Raw genomic sequence first — 26,391 nt, 5'->3', positions numbered from 1 at the left:
ATCGGCGCACCACCGATGAGTCTTCGGGCCGGGGCGGGTCTGCACTGTCGTGATTGACTTCAAGCCCGCGTGCCACCACATGGCCGACCTGCTGGCACGCGTCACCGATGACCAGCTCACCCACCCCACACCGTGCTCTGAGTACACCGTTGCCGACCTGATCGCCCATGTCGACGAGGCAGCGGTCGGATTTGCCGCGATGGCAGGCATCACCGACCCCGGCCCGAGCGTCGCCGAGCACGTGCTCGCGCTCGGCAAGGCATGGGACGAGCCATCAGCCTGGGAGGGCATCAGCGCCGCGGCCGGCGTGGAGTTGCCCCACGAGGTGTGGGGCCGGATCGCGTTCACGGAGATCGTCGTGCATGCCTGGGACCTCGCCAAGGCCACCGGCCAGCCCTTCGACTTGCCGGAACACACGCTGCGGGCGTGCTACGACCACGTGGCCGAGTTCGTCCCGAAGGCGCCGGTCCCGGGACTGTGGGGCCCCTCGGTCGATGTCGCGCCCGATGCCCCGCTGACCGACCGGATCGTCGCGATCACCGGTCGCATGCCGTGACTCACCACGGGATGACGCCGTCCGGCCCGTGAAAGACGCCGGTGGGCCCGTCGGCGGGGATCGTCGCCAGCGAAACCGGGATTTCAGCGCCATCAGCCGTGGTGCGCTCGCCACGCGGGAAAGGTGCTGCCGCGTTCTGGTCGGTCGGCACCATGCCTGGGCTGACAGCGTTGACCTTGATTCCGTCGGCCCGCAAGGCGTTCGCGTAGATCAGTGTCAGCGCGTTGAGGGCGGCCTTGGACGCGCCGTACGCAAGGAAGCCTCGGGTTGTCGGGTCGCTCAGCATCGAGAGTGACCCGAGCCCGCTGGACATGTTGACGATCCGCGGGTTGCTGGAGCGGCGCAGCAACGGCAGGCAGGCCGACGTCACCGTGACCACGCCGAAGACGTTGACCTCGAAGGTGTCCCGCATGAGTGCCGCGGTGACCTCAACGCCCCACTCCAGCATCACCCCGGCGTTGTTGACCAGCACGTCCAGCCGCCCGGCCTCGATCTCGACCGTCCTGACCGCCTCGGCCACGCACGCGGCATCGGTGACATCAAGCCGCACGACCCGGGCGTCCTCGACAGGCTGCGGATCACGGGCACCGAGGTAGACGGTGAAGCCCCGTCCGGCCAGTTGACGGACGATCTCCCGGCCGATGCCCTTGTTGCCACCAGTGACAAGTGCTACTTCGCTCATGCCCACAACCCCAGCCGATGTTGCGCCGTAACGGAAAGACCGATCGGGTAGTGCGCCATACCCTTGCGGTATGCCCGAGATCCGCGAACTGCGCTACTTCTGCGCCGTGGCCGACGAGAAGAACATCACCCGCGCGGCTGAGCGGCTCGGAATCGCACAGCCACCGCTGTCGCGGGCCATCCGTCAGTTGGAACGCCGGCTGGGTGTTGTGCTCTTCGACCGCTCGGGTCCCCGGCTGACGCTGACCCAGGCAGGCGTCGTTCTCCGCAAGGAAGCCACAGTGGTCCTCGGCGCTCTCGAATCCGCGGTGCGCCGGACGCAGCAACGTGAACTCGTTGTCACGGCTAAGCCAGGTGTGGCGACGCGTTTGCTGCAGCGGATCCGCGCGGAGGTTCCGGAGATCCGCGTTGTGGTGAGCGGATTCGGGGAACAGGCCGACATGGTTAGCGACGGTCGCGCGGACGTGGCCATCGCTGCTTGCGTGGACGGCTCTGGTCTGGAGGTCGAGCCGTTGACGGCCGAGCCACGCGTTGCGGCTCTCGCCGCGGGACACGAGTTGGCCATGCGCGAGGTCCTCAGCACCGCCGACTTGATTGCCGAGCCTGCGCCGCGGTGGAGCGACCCGAGGGTCGTCGACCGCGAGTACTGGCTTGGAAATCCCGCTCGTCCCGCTGACGGCCCTGTCGTTCAGGACAGCGCTCAGTTGCTGGAGGTTGTTGCTCTCGGACAGGCCGTGGCGTTGGTGCCCGCGTCGCTGGCCGCGATGAACGTCCGGCCGGACGTGACGTACCGGCCGGTGACCGATGCGACGCCGTACCGGACGTTGATCCTCTGGCAGGCAGGTAACCGGTCGTCCAGGCTTGCCCAGTTCATCGAGACGGCACGGGCCGCTGTGAATTGACCAGGCGGTTTATTTCGTCACCGCTGGATTTCACCGTGTTCGCAGTCTTGAATGCAGTGGGCTCAACCGATGAGTTCTTCCCGAAGGGCAGGTCTGAGCTGACATGGACCTGAAGGACTACGTCGACTCCGGCAAGCTGCCGGGTGTCGTGACGCTGGTGGCCCGCGGTGACGACGTCGACGTACGGACGTTCGGGCCGGTCGAGCGGGACACGATCTTCCGGATCGCGTCGATCACCAAGCCGATCACCGCCGCCGCGGTCATGCTCCTGGTCGAGGACGGCAAGCTCGCCCTGGACGATTCCGTCGGCAAGTGGCTGCCGGAACTGGCCGGCCCGAAGGTCGTGCGAACGCCGGAAAGCCCGGTTGACGACGTGGTGCCCGCGCAACGCCCGCTGACCGTGTTCGACCTGATGACCTCCCGGGCCGGGTATGGGTTCGCGGCGCCGTTCGACCGGCCTGCGGTGAGCATGTTCGGCGACGTGATGGGCTGGGACGGCCGCGACGTGCAGGCGCCGCCCCCGCCGGACGAGTGGGTGGCCAAGCTCGCGGGCATCCCGATGGCCGCGCAGCCCGGCGAGGAATTCCTGTACCACGCCGCGTCCGACCTCCAAGGGGTGCTGATCGCGCGGGTGTCCGGTCTGTCGTTCCCTGACTTCCTCGCCGAACGGATCTTCGAACCGCTGGGGATGGTGGACACGGCTTTCTGGGTTCCACCAGCGAAGATCCACCGGTTCACCAGCTATTACCGCGGCGGGCTTGTCCTTGCTGATGCTCCGGACGGGCAGTGGAGCACGCCGCCGGCCTTCCCGTCGGGTGGTGGCGGGCTGGTGTCGACCGCGGACGATTGGCTCAAGTTCGGTCGCGCGCTGCTCGACGACACCCTTGTCGCGGGCGAGTCCAGGAAGCTGATGACGACCAACCACCTCACCGACGAGCAGCGCGAGCGCGGCGAGCTTTTCCTGCAAGGACAAGGCTGGGGCTTCGGCGGCTCGGTCGACCTCACCCACCGGGTCGCAGGCAACGTGCCCGGCCGCTATGGCTGGGTCGGCGGTACGGGGACTTCGGCGTACATCGTCCCGTCAACCGGGCAGATCGCGATCCTGCTGACGCAACTGGCTGTGGAAGACGCCGATTCACCCCAGTACATCGAGGAGTTCTGGGAATTCTCGGCGAACATGTGAAGTCCACAATGGCACGACTAGCCGACGTGCGTCAGCCGTCCGCCGACCATCGTCAGGACGATCGGAATCTCCCGAAGCTCGTGCGGCGCAAGGGTTCCTGGATCGATCCCGGTGACCGTCAGGTCGGCCACGTCGCCGACCTGGATACTGCGACGACCCCGGCTGGCCGCGGCCAGCGCGATGTCCAAAGCGATCGATTGCTCTGGATGCCACGCCGGGCGGCCGTCGTCGGTCCGGCTCACCGCCGAGGCGATCCCGTCCCACGGGTCCAGTGGCGAGACCGGCGCGTCCGAGCCGATTTCCAGTGTCGCTCCTGCGGCTAGCAAAGCGCCGTATGGGAAAGCGTTCGCGGTACGGCCGGTCCAGTGCTGGTCGGCGACGTCCCGGTCATCCGGCTGGTGTGCGGGTTGCACGCCCGCGATCACGCCTAGCTGAGCAAACCGGGGAAGGTCGTCGGGGTGCACGAGTTGCGCGTGCTCGATCCGGCCGGCGCACCCGACTTTGGCGAAGGCGTCCAGCGCGATCGTGTTGGCGCGGTCGCCGATGGCGTGCACAGCGGGGCTGATCCCGTGCCGGGACGCCTTGTCCATCAACGGGACGAGCTCGTCGAACGGCAGCTCGAGCAGACCGTGCGTGTTCTGACCGGGGTATGGGTCGTGGCAGTAGGCCGTCCGCGTGTTGAGTGAGCCGTCCACGAACAGCTTGTACGGCCCTACCTTCAGCATTCCGTCAGCGCCCGGGATCAGCTCGCCGGTGCGGTGCCCGCGTTCGATCGCGGTGTCCAGCAGCGGCCGGGAAATCACCGCGGACACACGCACACCGAGCTGCCGCAACGCCAATCGTCGCAACCAATCGGTGACAGTGTCGCTGTATTCGTAGTCAGCGATTTCCGTGACGCCACGGGCTGCGGCGGCATCGGTCGCCTCCAGGACCCATTCGTCGGTCGCGGCTGGGAGCTCGGCCGTCGCGGCCATGCAATCGTTCTCCAGCAACACGCCCGTCGGGTGCTCGCGGCCAATCAACCGCAGCGCCGCCGGGCTGAGCCAGAGCGTGTGCAAGTCGTTGCTGAACAACGCGACAGGCTGGCCGGGCAGCGCACGCTCCAGCAGGTCCTTGTGCGGCACGTCAGGCCAGGCGCCGTCACGGAAACCGTGGCCCATCACCAGTTCGCCCGGCTTCGCAGCGCTCTCCCGGACGATCGTGCCCACCACCTCGGCCGCGGATTTCGCATGCGCCAAGGGAATACGGCGCCGGGAACTGGCCCACTGCGTCATGTGCACGTGGACATCCACCAGGCCGGGCAACACCGTTCCGCCACGGCCGTCGATGAGCTCACCCTCGCGGGGCAAGCCGGGCCCGATCGCCGAGACACGCCCGTCGGTCACGGCCACATCCACTCTCGGGCCGCCGAGCCCGAGTTGGACATCACACAGTAGTAACGCGGTCACGCTCGTCACGCTACACGTGGACAAAGGTACTCTGACTTGGTGGGACGTATGAAAAGGATGGTCCGCACCGCACTGTGCCTGACCGCGGCGGGCCTGCTCGCCAGGGCGGCCTGGGGCGTGCCGTCGGCCATGGGTGGCGCGCCGCGTGGTGAGCGCGCTGAGCGTATGCGGCGGTCGCCGCAGTTCCGTGATGGGAAGTTCCGTAACGAACACCCAACACAGACGACGCCGAACGGTGACGCGGGTGACCTCATCCGGCGCTACCGGGCCGACAAGGATCGCCGTAAGCCACGCGGCCCAGTCCCGCTTGTGGCACAGTCGAGTGACGACGCCCGCACTGACGGTCTATACGTGACTTGGTACGGACACGCGAGCACGCTCGTCGAGCTCGACGGCGCGCGTGTGTTGTTCGATCCAGTGTGGAGCGACCGGGTGTCACCCTCGGCTCATGTGGGCCCGCGTCGGCTACACCCCGTACCCGTATCGATCGAGCAGCTGCCCACGCTGGACGCGATCGTCATCTCCCACGACCACTACGACCACCTCGACCTCCCGACGGTGCGTGCCCTCGTGCGCACGCAGAGTGCGCCATTCGTTGTGCCACTGGGAATCGGGGCGCACCTGGAACGCTGGCAGGTGCCGGCCGACCGGATCGTCGAACTGGACTGGGACGAGAGCGTGACGGCCGGTCCACTGCGGCTGACCGCCACCGCGGCGCAGCATTTCTCCGGCCGGGGCTTCTCACGTGATGGAACACTCTGGGCGTCGTGGGTCGTCGCCGGCCCGACGCGCCGCGTGTTCTACAGCGGAGATACGGGATATTTCGACGGTTTCGCGCGGATCGGCGCGCAGCACGGGCCGTTTGACGTGGCGCTCGTGCAGATCGGCGCGTACGACCCGATGTGGCCCGACATCCACATGACGCCCGAGCAAGGCGTGGCCACGCATATGGACGTGCAGGCGCACGTGCTGATTCCCGTGCACTGGGCCACTTTCACGTTGGCGCCGCACGCATGGGCCGAACCCGTGGATCGCTTGTGGCGTGAGGCAAAAGCCCAGGATGTGACGCTCGCTGTCCCCAAACCGGGTGAACGAGTGGACATCGACGCCCCGCCCGCGGTTGACGGATGGTGGCAGACACTTTGATGACATGCACTCGAAAGGGCGTAGAGAAGGGACGCATAGTCGAGTGAGAATATGGCCCTCGCCATAGCTCAAGTGGGAGAGCACTCAGGCCGGTGGCAGCACCGCGCAGGAGAGGACGCACGGTTCGATTCCGGCTGGCGAGTCGAAAAAGGGGCCGACCCGTCGCGGGCCGGCCCCTTCACTGTCCTGTGTGGATTTCTCAGCTAGTGGTGATCTGCTTCTGTTCGGTGTCGGCCGAGATCTCGATCTTGCGCGGCTTGGCGCGCTCGGCGATCGGGATCCTCAGCGTCAGCACACCGTTGGCGTACGCGGCGTCGATGTGTTCGGTGTCCAGGGTGTCACCGAGGAACAGCTGCCTCGAGAAGACGCCGAGCGGGCGCTCGGACACCTGCATCTGGACTTCGCCCTTGTGCGCGGGCCGCCGCTCGACCTTGACGGTCAGCACGTTGCGTTCGACGTCGAGCTCGACTGCCTGGGGGTCGACACCGGGCAGATCGAAGTGCACGACGAAGTGGTCCCCGTCCCGGTAGGCGTCCATCGGGATCGACGCCGGCCGCGTCCATGTCCCGGCGGGCTGGAAGAACTGCTGGGTCAACCGGTCGAGCTCACGGAACGGGTCGGTGCGCATCAACATTGTCGAACCCTCCCTTGGTTTTCTTGGTGTCGTTGTCACGCACGTACCTATGTTGTAGCACTGTCGTCAGTCCGTTGACAAGAGGCAATGTCATCATCATGATGACGTTATGGACAGCTACGACGAAGCCCGGCGCTACCTGGACGATCAGGGCTGGGGTTCGGGTTCGGAGTCGTCCGCGGCGGACGCGATGAGCCTGGTGCAGCGCGTCGCCGAGGGCGGCGAACGCCCGACATCGGCCGAACTGCTCGCTGCTTTGGTTGTCCTGCGGCAGTTACGTGACGACCTCGCGCGCTGGGAACCGGAACTCATCACCGCGGCGCGCGAACTGGGCACGAGCTGGGCGGCGATCGCGCCCGCGCTCGGCCTGGCCAGCAGGCAGGCCGCGGAGCGCCGTTATCTGCGCCTGAGTCCCCTGCCATCGGGCACATCCGTTGGCGAGGAACGGGTTCGGGAGGTCCGTGACCAAAGGGCAGCCGACCGCGCGGTCAGCGAATGGGCTCGCAAGAACTCGGCAGTACTGCGCCAGCTGGCCGGACAAATCATGGGTCTGCCGGGCATGCGTCCACGCAAACTCGCTGCGGCACTGTCGGATGACGACCCGACCGCGCTGCTCGCACCACTCGCGGCGGTACGGGATCGCTTGCGTACCAGCCACCCTGAGCTGGCCGACCGGATCGGTTCGTTGACCGATCAAGCCGACCAGCTGCGGACGGCGTCTAACGCGTCCCGATCCAGGGGTACTGCAACGGGCCGATCCTGATCCCGTTGGCGATGTCGACCAGATCCTGCTGCGAGAGCGGGCCCCTGACCTCCAGCCACCGTCCCGGCTCGAGCTCCACCGAGAGCTCGCCCGAGATGAACAGGCCTTGCTTGCCGCGCACGGTCACCGGCTCGCCTCCGGGTGGGCCTTCCCTCGGATCCCGCGAGCGGATGTTCACCGAGACGCCTTGCTGGAGTGTCGGCGGAATAGTCTGTGCGGTCGCGCCCACATCCACCTGCTCCGGGGTGGTGCCGAAGACACTGAACCCGCTTGGCTGCGAGTGTTGTGGAAGCCACGTGAATTCGAGTGGCCACACGAACGCCGCGTCCCCGTCAGGATACCCGTTGCTTGCGGGGCAACGCGGCGATGTCGCGCAGCAACAGGTCCCGTTCGTCGTACTGGGCCGCGGAATCTCCTGTCACCAAGCCGAGTTCGGCGAACGCCTCCGGCGAGAAAGGCACCAGGTGCGGATCGCACGTCAGCACGGTGGCGTAGCGCAGCAGGCCCGGTGTCCGGGCCTCGGCGAACTCTTCGAACGTCACGGCCGCCCCCTCATAGCTCCTCACACCCCACACGCTGTGAGTGGCCCGTTTCGTTGAGCGCGACCGGGACCCAATATCGTTGTGCACGTGCAGAACGTCGACTACTACGAACTGCTTGGCGTCGACGAGAACGCCACAGCCAGCGAGATCAGGTCGGCGTACCGGGCTTTGGCCAAGGTAATGCACCCCGACGCGGGCGGCACCGCGGGAACGTTCCGCCTGCTCCGCGAGGCGTACGAGACGCTGTCCGACCCGGAGCGCCGGGCGTACTACGACAGCGACGAGGACGAAGAAGACGAAGAACCTCCCGCACCCGCGCCCGTCAGACGGGTGGCGCGCAAGATCGTGCGGGATGACCCGAACTACGTCCCGGCGCTGGCCGAGATCCCGGCCGACACGATCCCGTGGTGGCACAGCGTAACCGTGGCGCAGGCGGTGACGGCGCCGCCGATCAAGCCGGACCCGCCGATACTGGCCGCCGCTGTCGCCGGGTGGGTGATCATGCTGCTGGCGTTGCTGCTGGTCGCGCCCCCGATCCCGCTTTTGGTCATCTGGTTGCTCGCGCTGATCGCGTCCGGTGCCGTGCTGTTCAAATCGGTTCGGCGGCATCTCGACGGACGCACGGCCCACAAGGCGTTCATGGCGCGGTTCGGCGCGAACCAGATCTACGGAACGCCCGGCACGGGCACCGACCACCGCGCGGCACGGCTCACGGCGAACGTGCTGGCCACGTACTTCACGCGGCTGCCCGCGGTGCGGATTTTCCACGGCCTGGCCGAGCCGGGATCCGTGTTCGCGGACGTGGACCACGCGGTGCTGTGCGGGCACAGGCTGGTGCTGATCGAATCGAAGATGTGGCTGCCCGGGCACTACGACGTCGACGAGGACGGTGAGGTCTGGCGCAACGACCACCCGTTCAGGGGAGGGTCGATTCAGCTGATCGAGCAGATCCCGGCCTTCCGGGCGCAGTGGCCGGAGCTCGAGGTGCGGGGTGTGGTGCTGCTGTATCCCAGCAGGCCCGGGGAGATCACCACGGATTACGCGGGCGCGGTGATCCCGCCGATGGTTCCCGGTGATTTCGTCAGGGAGATCGGCGGCTGGCTGGCCGCCGATCCGATCACAGTGGACAGAAAGGCCTTCACGGCCCTGCTCGCCCAGGTGGTGAACTGACTAACCCGCCAGTGCCAGCAGGTTCTGGTTGCGGCTCGGGTGCCGCAGCTCGGCCAGAGCGTGCTTCTCCAGCTGGCGGATCCGCTCACGGGTCAGCCCGATCCGGTCGGCCACCTGCTGCAGCGTGTACTCGTGGCCGTCGTGCAGGCCGTACCGCAACGAGATGATCAACGCCTCGCGCTGCGGGAGCGTGGCGATCTGCTTGCGCAGCTCACCGTAGAGCTCCTCACGCTCGAGGATCTCGGCCGCGTTCTCCGCTTCCGCGTCGGGCACGAGGTCAGCGATCTTCGAGTCGCCGTCCTCGCCGACCGGGGTGTCCAGGCTGACCGCGTCGCGCCCGGCGCGCCGCAGCTCGACGATCCGCTCGGCGGTGGTGCCGACCTCCTCGGCCAGCTCCTCCGGCGTGGGATCGCGGTTCAGCTTGGTCTCCAGCTTGCGCTCGACCCGGCGGAACTTCGCGAGCTCCTCCACGACGTGGACCGGCAGCCGGACAGTCCGGGTCTGCTCGGCAAGGCCACGGCCGATCGCCTGCTTGATCCAGGCCATGGCGTACGTGGAGAACTTGAAGCCCTTCGAGTAGTCGAACTTCTCGACCGCCCGGATCAGGCCGAGGTTGCCTTCCTGGATGACGTCGAGCATCGGCAGGCCAGCCTGCGAACGCTTGCGGGCCTGGGAGACCACGAGCCGCAGGTTGGCGCGGATCATGTGGTCCTTCGCCTTGACGCCCTCCCGGGCGATGATCTTCAACTCGGCCGGGTCGTGCGCGATTTCCTCGCCATCGGCGTGGCGGCGCAGCAGCTCGGTGGCGTAAAGTCCGGCTTCGATACGCTTGGAGAGCTCGACTTCCTGCTGAGCGGTGAGCAGTGGTGTCGCTCCGACCTCGGCCAGGTAGTATCCAACCAGATCGGCGTCTTCGCGAGTGCGTACGAGGGCCTTGGTCGTCTCGACGGACATGGTCTCCCCCTTTCAGGGCGCGCAGGTCTTACCCCACGCCGCCTTGGATCGGCTCGGGGTGGCGAACGGGGTACACCGGTGTTGCCGGTTACGCAGCGTTCAACGGTACCTGTCTGCTAGGTATTCCACGTATGGGACGGTCGACACATGGGCGCATGACGCCTGTGCCGGTCAGCATCACTCGAACAGGTCAGGTCCGCTTAAAATTGTAGCCCTGAGCAGGGCGAACGCGCGCGCCAATTAATCAAGGCCCCCGTCAAGGCGACACACGGACGCGTGACGAGGATCACCCTCAGGTTGGACGCTGTCTCAAGCCTACATCAAGCGTGCACATGGATGTGGGGCCGACCGTGTCGCTCCGGCCGGCCCCACAAGGACAACAGACCTCTAGTCGTCCGTCGGGTCGCGCTCGATCTCCAGGTGCGGTTGCGGATCGTTGTTATGCCGCGTGACGACGAACAGGTAACGCTGGTCTGCCGACCACGCGAGTCCACGCGGCTGCACCGTCTCGCCGCTGTCCAGCGCCACGGTGTTCACCGGCGTCACACCACCGACGCGGTAGACCAGAACGTCGTTGTTGTCGGTCGTCAACGCACCGGTTGCCAGATGCCCGTTGTCCGGTGACAACGACACAGCGGTCGGGCGGGGCCGCGTGGCGTACGCGCCGGCACGTGCCAGATCCGAGGTGGCGAAGCCCTCGACGCGGTCACGGGAACCGGCCGCGGTGAACAGGGTGACGCCGTCGTTGCTCACGTCGACGTCGGTCAGGCTCGCGCCCACCACGTCCCCCGAAGCGCCCGCGGACAACGCATCGCCGGTCACGCTGTACACCTGCACCATCGACTGGCTCAGCGACAACTGGCCGGCCACCACCGGCCCGGTCGCACCACCGGAGGACGCCAGCAGCGGAGCTCGCTGGAACCGGGCCGCGCCCTGCTGGTCGCCTCGGACGGGCTCCGCCGCGGCCGGGTCGAGCCTGCCGATCTTGCCGGACCAGTTCCCGTCGACGCAGCCGTAGCCGAACCAGATCACGTTCCCGGTGCGGGCCAGATGGGTCGGGCACGTGCCCGCGCCGGTCGGGAAGCGCGCTGTCTGCGCCAGTGTCGAGGTGTCGATCGCCGAGATCGCGTCGCCGGCGGACAAAGCCACGTAAAGCCGGGTGCCGTCGGCACTCAGTTCCAGTCCGTCCGCGCCGGGCTGGTTTTCGATCACTGCCCGGACACGTCCGGAGAAGTCCGTGACCACGACACCGTTGGACGACGACCCGCCGGACACGAACACCCGCTGGCGCGCGTTGTCCACAGCCACGTCGCCGAACCCGGACAACGGCAGTTCCTGACCCGCCGCCGCGATGGGTGCCGCCGCCAGTGAAGTCGCCACCGAAATCGCCACCGTGAGCGCGGCGACACCCCCAGCCTTTCTCATACCGATCCCCTCCCTGATCGTCAGCTTTCCTTCCAGGTCAGTGAGTCGTCGAGCCTGCCGGACTCCAAAAACGTCGCCGCCGCCCGCACGGCGAGCGATTTGCCGACCACGCTCGCCGCGTCGAACACGCCGAGCTGACCACCGGTGACCAGCTTTTCCTCGCCACCGGACCGGGACTCGTCCTGCAGGGTGAAGTATTCGTCCTCAGAATTGCCGTACGAGACGTGGTACCGGCCGGCGCCACCACCGATCGACAGGTAGGAGCCGTCCGCCTGGTCCACGGTGACCTCGGTGGTCACCTTGTTGTCCAGCGCGTCGATCGCGTCACGCAACTGGCTTTCCGAAGCGCCTTCGACCACTTCCGAATCGGCCTTCTGACCATGCCAGCTTCGAATTCTGATATCGCCCATTTCGGCTCCGCCTCATCCATTGATTCGTCGGGGTACGGATGGACGGCTTGCGGTGATCTCGAACCGCCCGGACGGCGAGTTTACGGTCAGCCGCGATATTCCGACGCCGCGCATGAGTGACCCGACTCCGCCTTTGATGCCGCACGCGTCGCACAGATCGCGGTCCACGTGCAGGGTGGCCCGGTCAGCCGAAACCTTCGCGTTCTTGGCTTGCTGGAAGACGTCCGCCTCCGCGTGTGTCTTGGTCTGCGCGTTGACCTTGATGTCGATGTTCCTGCCGTGCGCGTTGTGCCCGTAGAAGCTCCGGCCGCCCACATCGAGCCGGGCCGCGGTGTGCGCGTCGTCGGCCGAACCCGCACGCGGCATGCCTTGGCGTTCCCGGTACTTGGCCAGGTCCTTCGCGGCACCGCCGCTGTTCGCGCTCTTGGTCGCGCTGGACCCGCCGCCGTTCGCCGCTTGGCCACCGCCGGAACCGCCGCCGGACGGCTTCTTGCCGGTGGATTCCGTGCCCCCTGCCTTGCCACCGCCACCGCCGGACGGCTTGCCACTGCTCGGGCCGCCGGACTTGGGCGCTGGTTTCGGTGTGGGCGCGGCTTTCGCGCCGTTCGCCCCGGCATCAGCGGCCTTGCTCGCGGTCTTGGCCGCGCTCTGCCCGGCGTCGGCCGCCTTCGCCGCTCCTTGCGCGGCTTCGGCTCCCTTGACGGCGTACTTCCCGGCCTTGACCGCGGTGGCACCCCACCCGGCGAACGGCACTGCCGCGGCTGCCGACAGCGCGGCGTTGGCGTAGTCGCCTTCGGCGGTGTACCAGGCCGCGTTGGCCAGGTCGGCCGCCTCGCCGACGACCGGGATCACTCCGGCGACGTCCAGTGCGGCGTGCCCGACTTCCTTGGCGTTGTCCTTGACCCAGTCAACGGCGTCGTCGAACCAGCCGTGCCCGTCGATCTCCACTTGCGACAGTGGGTTGCCCGCGCCGAACGCGTACCGGTTGTTCGTCCACGGATCGGTGGTCAGCGCCAGGTCGGCGAGTGCGCCGTTGTACAGGTCCAGCGTCAGGAACCGGTTGAGCCCAGGGGCGTAGTCCCTGAACCCCATGTCGTAGGTGCCGGAGTTCTTGTCGTGCCGCGTGGTGTTGAACCGGTACGAGTTCTCTTCCGGCTTGTCGGGGTTGGCCTGATCCGGCTTGTCCTGGCCGGAGAACTCCTTCTCGTCGTCCTTGCCGTACGCGGAGTACCCGTAGGTGGACTTGGTGTCGCCCTGCGAATCGGTGACCTGCTCAACGTCGGAGTGCGGGTTGAACCCGTATACCGACTCCTCCTGCGTCCCGTCGTCCTTGAACTTGATCTGGGCGAGCAGTTCGCCTTCGTTGGAGTAGTTGTAGGCCTTGCGCAGCTTGCCGTTCTCGTCCTCGGTCAGTACCTGGTCGGACAGCCCGAGGTAGTGGAACGCGGTCGTCTTGTCCCCTTCGACCTTCGTCTGCTGGCGATCCAGCGGGTCGTAGGTGTACTTGGTGGTCTTCGCGGCCGCGCCTTCGCCCTTGACGTGCTCGATCTTGCGGTCGAACCCGTCGTAGGTGTACTTCTCCAGCTGCGTGGAGCCTTGCGTCACCTTGAACAGGCGACCGAAGGCGTCGTAGTCGTAGTCGGCGCGCTGACCGCCAGTCGTGGACGAGACCAACCGGTTGCGGTCGTAGTCGAACGCGGTGTGCGTACCGTCGATTCGCTGGTCCCAGACGTTGCCGTTGTCGTCGTGCTTGTACTCCTCGGTCCGCTCGCCGCTGCCGTTCTTCTTCGTCACCTTCCGGACGCGGTCCCGCGGGTCGTAGGTGTACGTGGCGTCAGTGTCGATCGTCGCGCCGTGGTTGTCGGCGTTCTGCTTCTTGCCGTTGTCACGCAGGCGGTTGGAGTTGGCGTCGTACTCGAGGTTGTGCTCGGTGACGACCGGCCCGTTGTCCTTCTTCTTCTCGACCTGGCTGCGCAGCAGGCCATCGAGGTAGTAGGTGTAGTCAACGGTGTTGCCGTTGCTCTTGACCTGTCGCTCGATGTGGCCGCGCTTGGTGTAGGTGAACGTGTTCACCTTGCCGCTGTCGCCGTCGTCCTTCTTGTTGCGGACTTCCTCGACCAGGTCGCGTGAGTTGTACTTGTAGGTGGCGGACTTGCCGTCGAACTTCGCGAACGTCAGGTTGTCGTTCTCGTCGTAGCGGTAGTCCGTCGTGTGCTTGACCGAGCCGCTGGCGAGTTCCTCGATCTTCTCCGCCAGGTTCAGGCGGTCGTAGGTCACCCGGTAGGTGTCGATCGCCGTGTTCGGCGTGGAGTCGGTCAGTTCGGTCAGGTTGTCGTTGGGGTCGTACTTGTGCTCGAAGACCTTCTTCTCGTTGTCGGCTTCGGCACTGTTGTCCCGCACCAGTTGCACGGCGTCCGCGGCGACCGGTCCGTTGGCCCTACCGGAAAGCGTGACACCGCGGATCTTGTCCGACGACATGCGGTACTTGCCGAGGCTGACCCACTCCCCGGTCCGCTTGGTCTGGTCGACCTGCACAGTGCTGGTGCCAGCTTCGTGTTCGACCGTGTATGTGGCATCGGTCGCGCCACCCTCGGGGTAACGGACAAGCACCTCGTACGTGCCAGTCGCGGGCACCGACGTTCTCCACGTGAACGAAGCATCATCGGCGTCAGTGACCCGGTAAGTCGTTGCCTGGAAGGACTTCTGTGACTGTTGCGAGCGCCACTGCCCGAGCGCCTGCGTCCGGGCGCTGCTGGAGTCGTCGACCACGACCACGTTGCGGCCGACCGGGGCGCCTTCGTCGGACCGCTTCTTCAGCTTGCCGTCCGGGTAGTACTCCCATGTCTCGACTCGCTGCGCACCGCCGCCCGCACTGGTCACCGTCCGGTTGGATTGCTGGCCGGTAGCGGTGTAGTCGTAGGCGGTCTTGATGTCCCACGGATCGGTCGACGTGCGCTGCCAGCCGTTGTCGAAGTACGTCTGCTTAGTGATGTTGCGTACCGACTCGTTGTGCGAGGGCGGCGCGCTGATCTCCGCGAGATTGCTGACCTCGTCGTAGGTGTAGATCGTGCTGACCGGTGTCTTGTGCTCGGCGTCGTCAGGGTCGTACGGCAGGATCTCCTCACGAACCCGGTTGAGTTCGTCGTAGACCGTCTGGGCGACGAAGTCGTCAGGCTTCGCGGTCTCCACGCCACGCGGGTTGATCGTCCTGGTCAAGTTGCCGACCTGGTCGTACTCGTATCGCGTGGTGAAGTACCGGATCGAGGCGCCGGGCTTGTCGTGCGGGGAGCGGACCTCCTTCTGCATCCCGCGTTCGTCAAGGGAGATAAGGGTTTCGTTGCCCTCCTCGTCGGTGCTGGCGATGACGTTGCCGTCCCGGTCGTACCGCGTCTTGGCCGAGTTGCCGTCCGCGTCGATGGTTTCGATGACCTGGTGATTGGCATCGAACACGTAGCGGGTGGTGTAGTCGTTGGGATCGGCCGTCTTGTTCTTGCGGGCGTCGATCTCCTTGACCAGGTTGCCCACGTCGTCGTACTCGGCGGTGATCTTGTTGCCCGCCACGTCGGTCGCCTGCAGCAACTGGTCGACCTGGTCGTAGACGTAGGTGAACGTGAAGTCGTCCGGATCGGCCGGGGTCAGCATCCCCTTGGGCTCGGTCTGCTTGATCAGGTTGCCGACCGCGTCGTAGCCGAAGGTGGTGAGCTTCTCCGGGCCCTTGGGGTCGTCCTTGGGCGCGTACAGACCGACTTGCTGGTCCATCGCGTCGTAGACGATCTTTGTCACCGCGCCGTTGGCGGCCGTGTTCGTCACGATGTTGTCGTTGCGGTCGTATCGCGGACCTGGCGTGACGATGTACACGCCCGCTGCTTGGTCTTTCGGCTCACGGGTGTCGAGCGGGCGCTTGAAGATGTCGTAGGTGTACGTGCTGGTCTTGCCGCGCGCGTCGGTGATCGACGTGACGTTGCCGACGTCGTCGTAGCGGTAGACCGTGGTGCAGTTCAACGCGTCAGTGATCAGCCGTGGGTAGCCGTTCGCGTCGTAGTCGCCGTACGTCGTGGTGTTGCCGTTGGCGTCGGTCTGTCTGATCAGATGACCGAACCCGTCGTAGGAATACCTGGATGTGTAGTCGTTCTGGTCCGGTGTCGCGGTTCCCTTCGGGTCGGTGACCGCGATCAGGTTTCCCTTGTCGTCGTAGACGAACGTCCACTTGCGACCTTCCGGGGTAACCTTCTCGGTCAGGTCGGCCACGTGCCCGTCCAGTGCGGTGCGGTACCCGAGCCTGGTCGCGGGCCCGTTGACGCGATTGGCCTCCGCGTCCCGGATCTCCACCGGGAACCCGGTCTTCTGGTCGTAGACCCATGTCTGGGTCGCACCGTTGTTCTCGACCAGCCGGATGACGTTGTTGTCCGCGTCCCAGTGCAGCTGCGTGGTCTCGTTCTTCGCGTTGGTCGTCCGTTCGGGACGGCCGAAGCCGTCGATCCGGGTCTTCGTGGCGTGCCCGTTGCCGTCGACCAGGGTCGAGTCGATCTTCGAGCCGGCACTGCCGTCCGGGTCGGTGTAGTCGAAGCCGGTCACCGCGCCGAGCCGGTCGGTGAGGGTACGGACGTTCCACCGGCGCAACGGGTCACCGGCGTCGGTGAAGTAGTCGACCTTCGTCGTCCCGCCGTTCGGGTCCACAACGGACAGCAGCTTCGCCGCCGACTCGTTGTAGAAGAAGGTGAACGGCTTCGCGTCGGGATCGCCGACCCCGTCGATCACCTCACCGAGATGCCCCTTGTCGGTGTAGGTGAACGCGACCGTCCGGCCGGACACGTCGGTGATCGACTTGAGCTTGTTGACGATGAACAGGTTGTCCAGGTTGGTGCCGGTCAGCTTCTTGCCGTTGAGGATGTAGGAGAACACGTCACCGCGCCGGTAGTAGTCCAGCGTCAGCGTCCGGCGGCCGGTCGCGTCGGTGATGTGCTTCAACACACCGGTGTTGCGGTTGCCCACCAGCGCTCGTTCGTAGGTGAACGACATGGTGTTGCCGTTCTTGTCGACGGTCGCGGAGTGGTATCCCTGGCTGTCGAAGAAGAACTGCGTCCGCTCAGGCGTGGTGAACACCCAGCGGCGGTCGTCACCACCGGTGCGCAGGTACTGCAAGTACAAGTGCACTCCGGCGGGCGAGTCGTACGTCCACAAGGACTGGTCGCCGCTGTTGTGCTTGTTCAGCTCGAACACGTGGCTGGTGCCATCGCCGTCGACCAGTGTGACGGTGGAGGGCCAGCCGAGCAGTCCCGGCAACAGGCCGCCGAACTCCAACGGCGTGCCAAGTCTGTTCAATGTGGACGCTGTGACCGACCAGCCGTATCCGGCATACGAGTCCGAGGTGTCCGCGGAGTTGTACGACAACCGCGTGAAACTGGCCAGTCCACGGCTCGGGTTGGACAGCACGTCGCGGTTCCACACCGCGTTGCCCGAGAACTGGTTGACCAGCACGTTGCCACCCGAGCCGGTGGCCAGGCCGCCGTAGCTGTAGAACTGCTCGAGGCCGAGCTGGTTGGACGTCGGTTTTTCCACTCGTACGGCCAAGTCCAGCGTCGGCACGCCCGCCGTCTCCGACAGCCACTTGCGAGTCGTCTTGTCCAGCACGTCCCAGCGCAGGATGAACTGCTCGCGATCGTTGCCGAGATCGGCCAGCGTCGGCGCCTTCACCTTGGCGTCGAGCGCCACGCTCGCACCGGGCGCGAGGTTCGCCGGCAAAGCCGTCTCGATGCGATCGATCGGGGTCGCGTCGGCTCCGCTTGGCAACGTCCAGTGGTACGACAAGACGTGCCTGCCAGCCACAAGTGGCTGCTGCGTGGTGTTGGTGACCGTTACCCGGACGACGTACTCGTCGCCGGGAATCATCCGCCGTGGCGTGTCCGGTGCGGCGTATCCCGCTGACGCGACCTCAGCCTGCACGTCACGGGCGACAGGCGACTGCGCGGGCGCAGGCTGTCCTTGCGGTGCAGCCGGTGCAGGCGCGCAACGGGGCGACGGTGGTGCCGCCGCACGAACGGCAGTCTCCGCCGCTGTCGCGGTAGGCACCACAACCGGCGAAACCCCAGCGAGCAGCAATGCCGCCAGGGAGGTCAAAGCAGATAAACGCCGAGCTTTCCCCATGATTCGAATTCCCCCAACACCGGTATTCCGGCCGCACTGAATCCGCCGGGGGCGGCACCTTGTTCGACCACCCTCGGGATCACCACACGAAATTGATCTCTCCGGACAGCCGCCTCACGCGGGAAGCAGATCTTTTCCGGACCCCAGTCATCCCCAAAGCGACGCCATTGAAGCACACCAAGGCGCCGCACGTGTAGGCCGAACAGGTGAAATCCGGTTTTGATCAAGGTCGCGCATTTCCCGGCCAATCCAATTGGACGGCACGGTGCTGAGTGTTCGATGAATGCGGGAATTTGTCGTTTCGGGCCCGCGAGCGGCGCCCGGAGTCAGCCGGCTTTTTCCGCTCCGATACGGGGGAATGGCGCGGTGGAGAAGACCACCTCCACCGCGACTTCGAAGTACTCCGCGATCTTCAGTGCCAGGTACAGGCTGGGGCTGTACTCGCCGCGTTCGAGGTATCCGATTGTCTGATAGTGCACGCCCAGGGCGTCGGCCAGTTGGCGGCGGGAGATGCCGCGCTCCGCCCGCAGCATCGCGATGCGGTTGTAGATGACCTCGCCACTCATCAGGTGATCCTCTGCAGTGCCTTCTCACGACGCTGGGCCAGGGCCGCACCCGACTCACGGCGGGCCATCCGGCGCAGGATGATCGGCGCCACGATGAAGCCGGCGATCGCCCACGCACCAAGCACACCGACCGTTTCCAGGTGCCGCCACGACTGGCCGATCTCCACCACGACAAGCTGGTCAGGCAGCAACGCCGACCGCATTCCCAAGCCCAGCCAGTAAATCGGGAACAGCTGCCCGATCGGCTGCAGCCAGCTCGCCATCTCCGTCAGCGGGACGAAGATCCCCGAGATCGCGACCAGGCCCATCACCGGGAGCATCGTCACGCCCGCGTTGCGCGGGTTGGAGAACATCGAACCGAGCACCGCGCCGATCGGCATCGTCGCCATCAGCCCGAGCACGAGCACCCAGATCAATGTCAGCCACGAACCGACCGTATCGAACGCGAGACCGTCGAAGAGGAACAACCCAGGAATCAGGATCGCCAGCAGTCCGACCACCGTCAGTCCGGACACGACAACGACCTTGCCGACGAGGTAGCCGAACATCCCGTTCGGGAGCGCCTTCGCACGCAGCAGTGTGCCGTCCTCGCGTTCGATCGTGAGGTGCTGCATCACGGTCATCATGCCGCTGAACGCGACGCTCATTCCGAGCACACCGCTCAACGACATCGTGCCGAGGGAAAACCCGGTCGTGCCAACCGTCGAGCCGCGCATGAAGATCATCACGATGATCAGGATCAGGTTCGGCACCACCAGGCCGACCAGGTCCTGCGCGGTGATGAACGACTGCTTGAACTCGATCACGCCACGGCGCAACCCGGCCCTGGCGGCCGCCGCCAGCGGGTTCATCGGGTCACCTCCACGAACTCACGCTCGGCTTGGCCGGATTCGAAAGCCACCACCATGGCCATGTATGTGTCCTCGAGGCTGCCGCGGCGCACCTCAAGGTCACCGATGTCGTCACCGTGCTGTTTGAACAGGTCGTGCACGAACTTGGTCGCTTCCGTCGTCGCGTGCACGTAACGCTGGCCGTGCAGCGTCCACTTCACTTCCGACTCAGTGGACATCTGCAGCGACAACTGATCCGCCGACCCGTCGGCGATCACACGGCCACCGGCGAGGATCAGGATCCGGTCCGCCAGCTTCTCCGCTTCGGCCAGGTCGTGCGTCGTAAGCAGGATCGTGGTGTCCTCGTCGTCGGACAGCCGGTGCACCAGGTCGTGGAACTCCCGCCTGGCAGCCGGGTCGAAACCAACCGTCGGCTCGTCGAGGAACAGCAGGTCAGGACGGCCCACAATGCCGACAGCCACGTCAAGCCGCCGCCGCTGGCCACCGGACAGGCTCATCACCCGCTTGCGGGCGTGCTCGGTCAGGCCGACCGCCTCGACCAACTCGTCGGTGTCCCACGGCTTCTGGTACGGCTCGTAGAAGCTGCCGATGTGCGCCAGCAGGTCCCGGACCCGCCATTTCCCGTGGTCACGCCAGGACTGCAGGACCACCCCGAGCCGCGCCCGCCACGCTTCGTCGGCGTGCGCGGGGTCCACCCCCAGTACCGACACCTCGCCCGCGGACCGCATCCGGAAGCCTTCGAGGATCTCGATCGTCGTGGTCTTGCCCGCGCCGTTCGGGCCGAGCAAGGCCAGCACCTCCCCGCGACAGGCGTGGAAGTTCACGCCTTTCAGCACATCGTTCGTGCCGTACCGCATGCGTAAGTCGCGTACGTCAAGCACGAGGTCATCCCCCATCATCAGGATCCTCCTGGTCGAACGTCTCCATCGAAATGTAGCAGACCTACTACATCCGACAATAGACGTCGGTCCCCCAGGCCCGCACGGATGCCTTCAGTGGATGACGATGGCGAAGCTCTCCGGCGCAACCACGTCACCGCGGACCCCTGGGGACGAAAGCAGCACTTCGCCCGGCGGGCGCTGAACGTCGGTCGTGCCCAGGTTGCAGACGAGTGTGATCCGGCCGCGGTGCAAGGTCACCACCCGGTCGTCCTGCTCGACGGAGAACTTGTCCAGCCGCGGATCTGACAACTCAGGATGCTTGCGCCGCAACGCGATCAGTGACTTGTACAAGTCCAGCATGGAAGCGTGCACCGGACTGTCTAGTTCGGACCAGTCCAGCCGGGAGTTCACCACCGTCTGCGGGTCAATCGGGTCAGGGACCTCGGATTCACCCCAGCCGTGTTCGGCGAACTCCTTACGGCGACCGGTCCGGACCGCCTCGGCCAACCCGGGATCGGGAAAGGACGCGAAGAACTGCCACGGCGTCGAAGCCGCCCACTCCTCACCCATGAAAACCATTGGGGTGTAGGGAGAGCAGAACATGATCGCGGCACCGCACGCGAGCACACCCGGCGAGACGGACGCGGACATCCGGTCGCCCGTGGCGCGGTTGCCGATCTGGTCGTGGTTCTGCAGGAAACACAGGAACCGGTGGCCTGGCGTCACGGACTTGTCGATCGGACGGCCATGCGTGCGGTCACGGAACGACGACCATGTTCCAGCATGGAAAAAAGCGTTCTCCAGTGTGGTCTTCAGGGCGTTGGGCGCGCCGAAATCCTTGTAGTAGCCCTGTGTTTCGCCGGTCATGAACACGTGCAGCGCGTGGTGCAGATCGTCGCACCACTGTGCCGCGAGGCCGTAACCACCGGCCGCGCGAGGCGTGACGTGCCGAGGATCGTTCAAATCGGACTCGGCGATCAACGACAACGGCCGCCGCAGCCCAGCCGACAGCGCGTCGACTTCCTGGGCCATTTCCTCGAGGATGTGCGTGGCCCGAGTGTCCAAAATGGCGTGAATGGCGTCCAGCCGCAGCGCGTCGACGTGGAAGTCCCGAAACCACATCAAGGCGTTGTCGAGCACGTACCGGCGGACCTCGTCGGAGCCAGGGCCGGTCACGTTCAGGGCCGGTCCCCAGAGGTTGCGCCCGGCGAAGTAGGGCCCGAACCGGTCGAGGAAGGCGCCGGAAGGCCCCATGTGGTTGTAGACCACGTCCAGAACCACACCGAGGCCACGAGCATGCGCCGCGTCGACAAAACGCTTGAACCCGTCCGGCCCGCCGTAAGGCTCATGCACCGCGCCCCACAGAACGCCGTCATAGCCCCATCCTGTGGTGCCGTCGAACGAGTTGACGGGCATCACCTCGACCAAGTCGATGCCCAGATCCACCAGGTGATCAAGCCTGCCGATCGCCGAATCGAACGTGCCTTCCGGCGTGAAAGTCCCGATGTGCAGCTCGTACAGCACGCTTCCGGGCAACGCGCGGCCCGTCCACGCCTGATCGGTCCACGCAAAAGCACTGTGGTCGTAGACCTGGGACGGCCCGAAAACGCCTTCCGGCTGACGCAGCGAGCGCGGGTCCGGCAACGGGGTCTCATCGTCGTCCACGAAGAACGAGTAGTTCGTCCCCGGGACGTCGGCGTGCCACCAGCCGCCAGACTCCTCGGTCATCGGGTGGAACTCGCCGTCGACCCGCACCCGGACCCGGGACTTGCCCGGCGCCCACACCGAAAAAGTCACTGGCCGCTCCGAACCAACAACGCCACCGGATACTGGAAGAACAACTCGGCAACCTCGACATCGCCGAAATGCGACCGATCCGTCAACGCGTCGGACCACTCCCCGTCCAACGTAAGAACGGTGTCACGCCAACCGCCGGACCGCTCCAACCCGATGGGCAGCCGGGTCGCCGCCGCGACAAGGCCGTTACGTGCGAACCCGATCAGGTGATCCGCCGCAGGACCTGAGGCCGAAACTGGCGTGTAGCCGGTGAACAACTCGGGACGTTCCCACCGCAGCCGCAAAATCCGGGACACCACGTGGAGTTTGGCCGCGCCGGACTCGTCGATCGGCGGCGGTGTGTCCTCGATCTCGGCCAGGATCTCGCGGCGCAGTTCGAAGTCCACCGGCCGCCGGTTGTCCGGGTCCACCAGCGAGTAGTCCCACAGCTCGGTGCCCTGGTAGACGTCGGGCACGCCGGGCATCGCCAACTGGACGAGCTTCTGTCCCAACGAGTTCGACCACCCCGGGCCGCGTACCCGCGAGACGAACTCCTCGATCTCCGAGCCCAGTTCGGCGAGCACGCGTCCAGGCCACGCGGCGACTTCGGCGTCGAACTCGGCGTTGCGGTCGGTCCAGCTCGTGGCGATCTTGGCTTCCCGCGAGGCTTTCTCCAGATACGCGGCGAGCCGGGACTCGCTGATCGGCCACGCGCCCACGACCGTCTGCCACGCCAACAGGTTGAGCGTCGGTTCGGACAAGCCGGCCTTCGCCGTCCACCGCTGCACCAGATCGGCGAACTCGTCCGGGATCTCCGACAGCACCGCGAGCCGGGCCCGGACGTCCTCGGACCGCTTGGTGTCGTGTGTGGACAGTGCGGTCATGCTCGTCTCGGTGGCCGACGCCACCTTGCCGTGGAATTCCTCCACCGACACGCCGAAGCGCCCGGGGTCGCTGCCGACCTCGTTCAACGCGACGAACCGGTTGTACCGGTAGAAAGTCGTGTCCTCGACGCCCTTGGCCATCACCATCGCCGCGGTCTGCTCGACGCGGGAGGTCAACTCGCCGCCGGGTTCGGCCAGCATCCGCTCAGCAATCGCACCAGGCGGCAGGTTCTGCATCACCCCATCGGCCACATAGGACCGGTAGACCGGGAACCGTGGCAGGAAGGAGATGACGTCGTTCTCGTCGACACCGAGCCGCGAGATCCGGCGAACCTCGGCACGCAGCAGGTTCTCGGCAACCCAGCGCTTGCGGTCCAGCTCCATCGCGAGCAGGTCCTGGTTGCCTGCCAGCTCCGAGAACTTCGCCTCAGCGGCCTGGTCGATGAACAGCCCGCAGACAAGGCGAAGCTTGTCATAGCCGGTGGTACCGTGCACGGGCCACGTCGACGGCAGAGTCTCGTCCGGGCCAAGGATCTTCTCCACCACGATCCACGCCGACGGTGCCGCCTCGCGCAACCGCCGCAGGTACTCCCCCGGATTGGCCAGGCCGTCCGGGTGATCGATCCGCAGCCCGGTGACCTCCAGGTTCGAGATCCACCGCAGCACGGCCGAATGCGTCGCCTCGAACACCACAGGGTCCTCCACCCGCACGGCGGCGAGCGTGGTGATGTCGAAGAACCGCCGGTAGTTCAGCTCGGAGTTGCCCCTGCGCCAGTTGACCAGCCGGTAGTGCTGGCGTTCGTGGACCTCCTGCGGCGTTCCACCGGAAGTCCCCTCGGCGAGGGGGAACCGGTGATCGAAGTACCGCAGCTCGTCATCCACAATGGACAGATCGTCGAGCGAGTCGGATCCGAGTACGGGCACGAGGACCGGCCCGGCGTCCCAGTCGATGTCGAAGAACGTCGCGTACTGCGACGACCGGCCGTTGGCCAGCACGTCCCACCACCACCGGTTCGACGGCGGATCGGCGATGCCCATGTGGTTGGGCACGAGGTCGATGACCAGTCCCAGCTCCAGCTCCTGCAGCTCACCGACCAGACGCATCCGCGCGTCCTCGCCGCCGAGCACCGAGCTCGCGACGGTCGGGTCCACCACGTCGTAGCCGTGCGTGGAACCCGGCGTCGCGGCAAGCACCGGCGAGGCGTACACCGCGCCGACGCCCAGCGCGGCAAGGTAGTCCGCGATCTCGGCGACATGCTCGAACGTCATGTCCGGCCCGAGCTGCAGCCGGTAGGTGGAGCTGGGGATCATCTACTCTTCTTCCTCGGTTCGTTGCAGCACGACCAGGGACCTGGCAACCACCTTGAGCGTGGACTTGGCCGGAATGGTCGGCCCGGCCTCGACTTCACCGGTCGCGGTGTCCACCACAACTGTCCAGTTCTCGGCGTAGTCGCCGTTGGGCAGTGTCACGTCGATGTCCTCGTGATGGGCGTTGAAGCACATCAGGAACGAGTCGTCGGTGACGTGTTCGCCGCGCTGGTCGAGGTCTGCGATGCCTTCGCCGTTGAGGAACACCACGATGCACCGGCCGAACCCGGATTCCCAGTCCTGTTCGGTCATCTCCTGGCCGGACGGGGTGAACCAGCCGATGTCGCGCAGCTCGTCGCCCTTGCGGATCGGCCGTCCGGCGAAGAACCGGCGACGCCGGAACACCGGGTGCTCACGGCGAAGTTTGGTCAGCGCGGACGTGAACGCCTTGAGATCAGCGAAGTCCTCGGCCCGTTCCCAGTCCACCCAGGAGATCTCGTTGTCCTGGCAGTAGGCGTTGTTGTTCCCGCCCTGGGTACGGCCGATCTCGTCGCCGGCCAGCAGCATCGGCACGCCCTGCGAGAGCATCAGTGTGGCCATCATGTTCCGGCGCTGCTTCGCCCGCAGGGAAAGGACTTCGGGGTCGTCGGTCTGGCCTTCGGCACCGCAGTTCCACGACCGGTTGTCGTTGGCGCCGTCGCGGTTCTCCTCGCCGTTGGCCTCGTTGTGCTTGTCGTTGTACGACACCAAGTCGTTCAACGTGAAGCCGTCGTGTGCGGTGACGAAGTTGATCGACGCGAACGGCCTGCGCCCGTCATCCTGGTACAGGTCCGACGATCCGGTGATCCGGGAGGCGAACTCGCCGAGCGTCGCAGGCTCCCCGCGCCAGAAATCCCGGACGGTGTCGCGGAATTTCCCGTTCCACTCCGTCCACAACGGAGGGAAGTTGCCGACCTGGTAGCCACCGGGACCGACGTCCCACGGCTCGGCGATCAGCTTGACCTGGCTGATCACCGGGTCCTGCTGGACGATGTCGAAGAACGCCGACAGCCTGTCCACGTCGTAGAACTCGCGGGCCAGCGTCGCGGCGAGGTCGAACCGGAACCCGTCGACGTGCATCTCGGTCACCCAGTACCGCAACGAGTCCATGATCAGCTGCAGGGTGTGCGGGTTGCGGACGTTCAGCGAGTTCCCGGTGCCGGTGTAGTCCATGTAGAAGCGGCGGTCGTCGTCCACGAGCCGGTAGTACGCCTCGTTGTCGATGCCACGCATGGACAACGTCGGCCCGAGGTGGTTGCCCTCGGCGGTGTGGTTGTAGACCACGTCCAGGATGACCTCGATGTCCGCTTCGTGCAGGTCGCGGACCATCGCCTTGAATTCCTGCACCTGGTTGCCCCGGCCGGCGGCCGAGTACGCGGAGTGCGGCGCGAAGAACCCGATCGTGTTGTAGCCCCAGTAGTTGCGCAGGCCACGCTCGGACAGCGCGTGGTCGGTGATGAACTGGTGCACCGGCATCAGTTCGACCGCGGTCACGCCCAGCTTCTTGAGGTGTTCGATGACCACCGGGTGCGCAAGACCCGCATACGTGCCACGGATTTCCTCCGGCACGAACGGATGCTGAAGAGTCAAGCCGCGGACGTGCGTCTCGTAGATGACCGACTCGTTGTACGGCGTCTTCGGGTGCCGGTCATTGCCCCAGTCGAAATACGGGCTGACCACCACGGCCATCGGCACATGCCCGGCCGAATCGGCGTCATTGCGCTCGTCCGGGTGACCGAACGGGTACCCGAACAGCGATTCGTGCCAGTCGACGTTGCTGCCCGCGACCGCTTTGGCGTACGGGTCGAGCAGCAGCTTGTTCGGGTTGCACCGCATCCCGTTGACCGGGTCGTACGGCCCATGCACGCGGTAGCCGTACAGCTGGCCTGGACCGATGGTCGGCAGGTAGCCGTGGTGCACGAACCCGTCCACCTCAGGCAGTTTGATACGCGCCTCCCGGCCGTCGTCGTCGATCAGGCATAGCTCGACGAACTCGGCCACCTCGGAGAACAGCGCGAAGTTGGTCCCGGCGCCGTCATACGTGGCGCCGAGCGGGTAAGGGGATCCGGGCCAGGGCCGCACACTCGCTCCTCGTGTTGCTTTGCGACGACCCTAGAAGAGGTCGCCG

The 26,391-nt window shown here is 66.1% G+C and carries 21 protein-coding genes and 1 tRNA gene; 7 read left to right on the top strand and 15 right to left on the bottom strand.

Annotated elements, in window-relative coordinates:
• The first annotated feature begins 49 nt into the window (after positions 1–49).
• Positions 50–556, top strand: coding sequence for a TIGR03086 family metal-binding protein (locus tag B9C43_RS40590; protein WP_084432747.1), 507 nt, complete (start codon positions 50–52; stop codon positions 554–556).
• A 1-nt stretch (position 557) separates the two neighbouring features.
• Here the strand turns inward: B9C43_RS40590 and B9C43_RS40585 are convergent, their stop codons facing one another.
• Positions 558–1,244: an SDR family oxidoreductase gene (locus tag B9C43_RS40585; protein ID WP_143446932.1), complete on the bottom strand. Its 687-nt coding sequence runs from the start codon at positions 1,242–1,244 to the stop codon at positions 558–560.
• 64 nt (positions 1,245–1,308) lie between these two features.
• Here B9C43_RS40585 and B9C43_RS40580 point away from each other — a divergent pair, with 64 nt between their 5' ends.
• Both B9C43_RS40580 and B9C43_RS40575 read left to right on the top strand, forming a co-directional pair.
• Complete coding sequence (locus tag B9C43_RS40580) at positions 1,309–2,139, top strand: LysR family transcriptional regulator (RefSeq protein WP_084432745.1); 831 nt, start codon at positions 1,309–1,311, stop codon at positions 2,137–2,139.
• 103 nt (positions 2,140–2,242) lie between these two features.
• A complete protein-coding gene (locus tag B9C43_RS40575; RefSeq protein WP_084432744.1) occupies positions 2,243–3,322 on the top strand; it encodes a serine hydrolase domain-containing protein in 1,080 nt (359 codons plus the stop codon).
• Positions 3,323–3,339: 17 nt separating this feature from the next.
• Here B9C43_RS40575 and B9C43_RS40570 read toward each other — a convergent pair whose 3' ends face one another.
• Positions 3,340–4,770 carry an amidohydrolase gene (locus B9C43_RS40570; protein ID WP_084432743.1) on the bottom strand — a complete coding sequence of 477 codons (1,431 nt, stop codon included), beginning with the start codon at positions 4,768–4,770 and terminating at the stop codon, positions 3,340–3,342.
• A 57-nt stretch (positions 4,771–4,827) separates the two neighbouring features.
• On the opposite strand from B9C43_RS40570, the gene B9C43_RS40565 reads away from it, so the two are divergent.
• Positions 4,828–5,916, top strand: a complete 1,089-nt coding sequence (locus B9C43_RS40565) for an MBL fold metallo-hydrolase (protein WP_235039134.1) — start codon at positions 4,828–4,830, stop codon at positions 5,914–5,916.
• Positions 5,917–5,973: 57 nt separating this feature from the next.
• Positions 5,974–6,059 (top strand) — tRNA-OTHER (locus B9C43_RS57050).
• Between the two features lie 56 nt (positions 6,060–6,115).
• On the opposite strand, the gene B9C43_RS40560 is transcribed toward B9C43_RS57050, so the two are convergent.
• Entirely contained in the window at positions 6,116–6,550 is a 435-nt protein-coding gene (locus B9C43_RS40560; RefSeq protein ID WP_033391160.1) for an Hsp20/alpha crystallin family protein, read from the bottom strand.
• A gap of 109 nt (positions 6,551–6,659) precedes the next feature.
• Here B9C43_RS40560 and B9C43_RS40555 point away from each other — a divergent pair, with 109 nt between their 5' ends.
• A complete protein-coding gene (locus B9C43_RS40555; RefSeq protein WP_143446931.1) occupies positions 6,660–7,313 on the top strand; it encodes an HSP18 transcriptional regulator in 654 nt (217 codons plus the stop codon).
• Here the strand turns inward: B9C43_RS40555 and B9C43_RS40550 are convergent.
• Positions 7,270–7,629, bottom strand: a complete 360-nt coding sequence (locus B9C43_RS40550; protein WP_084432741.1) for a hypothetical protein — start codon at positions 7,627–7,629, stop codon at positions 7,270–7,272. The two genes, B9C43_RS40555 and B9C43_RS40550, sit on opposite strands and share 44 nt — an antisense overlap.
• Positions 7,630–7,645: 16 nt before the next feature.
• Positions 7,646–7,879, bottom strand: a complete 234-nt coding sequence (locus tag B9C43_RS57850) for a hypothetical protein (RefSeq protein ID WP_200825912.1) — start codon at positions 7,877–7,879, stop codon at positions 7,646–7,648.
• A gap of 63 nt (positions 7,880–7,942) precedes the next feature.
• On the opposite strand from B9C43_RS57850, the gene B9C43_RS40540 reads away from it, so the two are divergent.
• A complete protein-coding gene (locus B9C43_RS40540; RefSeq protein ID WP_084432808.1) occupies positions 7,943–9,025 on the top strand; it encodes a J domain-containing protein in 1,083 nt (360 codons plus the stop codon).
• Here the strand turns inward: B9C43_RS40540 and B9C43_RS40535 are convergent, their stop codons facing one another.
• The 10 genes from B9C43_RS40535 to glgX all read right to left on the bottom strand — a co-directional run bounded on the left by B9C43_RS40535 (position 9,026) and on the right by glgX (position 26,345).
• Positions 9,026–9,979, bottom strand: coding sequence for a sigma-70 family RNA polymerase sigma factor (locus B9C43_RS40535; RefSeq protein ID WP_143446930.1), 954 nt, complete (start codon positions 9,977–9,979; stop codon positions 9,026–9,028). It abuts the gene before it with no gap.
• A 387-nt stretch (positions 9,980–10,366) separates the two neighbouring features.
• Entirely contained in the window at positions 10,367–11,404 is a 1,038-nt protein-coding gene (locus tag B9C43_RS40530) for a YncE family protein (protein WP_084432738.1), read from the bottom strand.
• 20 nt (positions 11,405–11,424) lie between these two features.
• Positions 11,425–11,814 carry an Imm1 family immunity protein gene (locus B9C43_RS40525; protein ID WP_033391154.1) on the bottom strand — a complete coding sequence of 130 codons (390 nt, stop codon included), beginning with the start codon at positions 11,812–11,814 and terminating at the stop codon, positions 11,425–11,427.
• 12 nt (positions 11,815–11,826) lie between these two features.
• On the bottom strand, positions 11,827–17,958 hold the full coding sequence (locus tag B9C43_RS40520; RefSeq protein WP_143446929.1) for a golvesin C-terminal-like domain-containing protein: 6,132 nt from the start codon (positions 17,956–17,958) through the stop codon (positions 11,827–11,829).
• 326 nt (positions 17,959–18,284) lie between these two features.
• Positions 18,285–18,524 carry a helix-turn-helix transcriptional regulator gene (locus B9C43_RS40515; RefSeq protein ID WP_033391153.1) on the bottom strand — a complete coding sequence of 80 codons (240 nt, stop codon included), beginning with the start codon at positions 18,522–18,524 and terminating at the stop codon, positions 18,285–18,287.
• Positions 18,524–19,375: an ABC transporter permease gene (locus B9C43_RS40510; protein WP_084432734.1), complete on the bottom strand. Its 852-nt coding sequence runs from the start codon at positions 19,373–19,375 to the stop codon at positions 18,524–18,526. The genes B9C43_RS40515 and B9C43_RS40510 overlap by 1 nt, the downstream gene beginning before the upstream one ends.
• Positions 19,372–20,274, bottom strand: coding sequence for an ABC transporter ATP-binding protein (locus tag B9C43_RS40505; RefSeq protein WP_380144028.1), 903 nt, complete (start codon positions 20,272–20,274; stop codon positions 19,372–19,374). The genes B9C43_RS40510 and B9C43_RS40505 overlap by 4 nt, the downstream gene beginning before the upstream one ends.
• A 93-nt stretch (positions 20,275–20,367) precedes the next feature.
• Positions 20,368–22,053, bottom strand: coding sequence for a malto-oligosyltrehalose trehalohydrolase (gene treZ, locus B9C43_RS40500; RefSeq protein ID WP_084432732.1), 1,686 nt, complete (start codon positions 22,051–22,053; stop codon positions 20,368–20,370).
• The gene (locus B9C43_RS40495) at positions 22,050–24,227 is read right to left on the bottom strand and encodes an alpha-amylase family glycosyl hydrolase (protein WP_084432730.1); all 2,178 of its coding nucleotides are present in this window, start codon (positions 24,225–24,227) and stop codon (positions 22,050–22,052) included. Before B9C43_RS40495 ends, treZ begins: the two co-directional genes overlap by 4 nt.
• A complete protein-coding gene (gene glgX / locus B9C43_RS40490; protein WP_084432728.1) occupies positions 24,228–26,345 on the bottom strand; it encodes a glycogen debranching protein GlgX in 2,118 nt (705 codons plus the stop codon).
• Between the last annotated feature and the right edge of the window lie 46 nt (positions 26,346–26,391).

Source organism: Kibdelosporangium aridum (genome assembly GCF_900176515.1).
Taxonomy (GTDB): Bacteria; Actinomycetota; Actinomycetes; order Mycobacteriales; family Pseudonocardiaceae; genus Kibdelosporangium; species Kibdelosporangium aridum.
The sequence above is the reverse complement of the archived record's forward strand: the minus strand, read 5'-3'. Positions and strand labels throughout refer to the sequence as shown.

Coding starts and splice junctions, on each gene's coding strand:
- B9C43_RS40495 (WP_084432730.1), bottom strand. CDS start 24,227: ATGATCCCCAGCTCCACCTACCGGCTGCAGCTCGGGCCGGACATGACG.
- B9C43_RS40535 (WP_143446930.1), bottom strand. CDS start 9,979: ATGTCCGTCGAGACGACCAAGGCCCTCGTACGCACTCGCGAAGACGCC.
- B9C43_RS40530 (WP_084432738.1), bottom strand. CDS start 11,404: ATGAGAAAGGCTGGGGGTGTCGCCGCGCTCACGGTGGCGATTTCGGTG.
- B9C43_RS40560 (WP_033391160.1), bottom strand. CDS start 6,550: ATGTTGATGCGCACCGACCCGTTCCGTGAGCTCGACCGGTTGACCCAG.
- B9C43_RS40510 (WP_084432734.1), bottom strand. CDS start 19,375: ATGAACCCGCTGGCGGCGGCCGCCAGGGCCGGGTTGCGCCGTGGCGTG.
- B9C43_RS40515 (WP_033391153.1), bottom strand. CDS start 18,524: ATGAGTGGCGAGGTCATCTACAACCGCATCGCGATGCTGCGGGCGGAG.
- B9C43_RS40565 (WP_235039134.1), top strand. CDS start 4,828: ATGGTCCGCACCGCACTGTGCCTGACCGCGGCGGGCCTGCTCGCCAGG.
- B9C43_RS40555 (WP_143446931.1), top strand. CDS start 6,660: ATGGACAGCTACGACGAAGCCCGGCGCTACCTGGACGATCAGGGCTGG.
- B9C43_RS40525 (WP_033391154.1), bottom strand. CDS start 11,814: ATGGGCGATATCAGAATTCGAAGCTGGCATGGTCAGAAGGCCGATTCG.
- B9C43_RS40575 (WP_084432744.1), top strand. CDS start 2,243: ATGGACCTGAAGGACTACGTCGACTCCGGCAAGCTGCCGGGTGTCGTG.
- B9C43_RS40580 (WP_084432745.1), top strand. CDS start 1,309: ATGCCCGAGATCCGCGAACTGCGCTACTTCTGCGCCGTGGCCGACGAG.
- B9C43_RS40520 (WP_143446929.1), bottom strand. CDS start 17,958: ATGGGGAAAGCTCGGCGTTTATCTGCTTTGACCTCCCTGGCGGCATTG.
- B9C43_RS40505 (WP_380144028.1), bottom strand. CDS start 20,274: ATGATGGGGGATGACCTCGTGCTTGACGTACGCGACTTACGCATGCGG.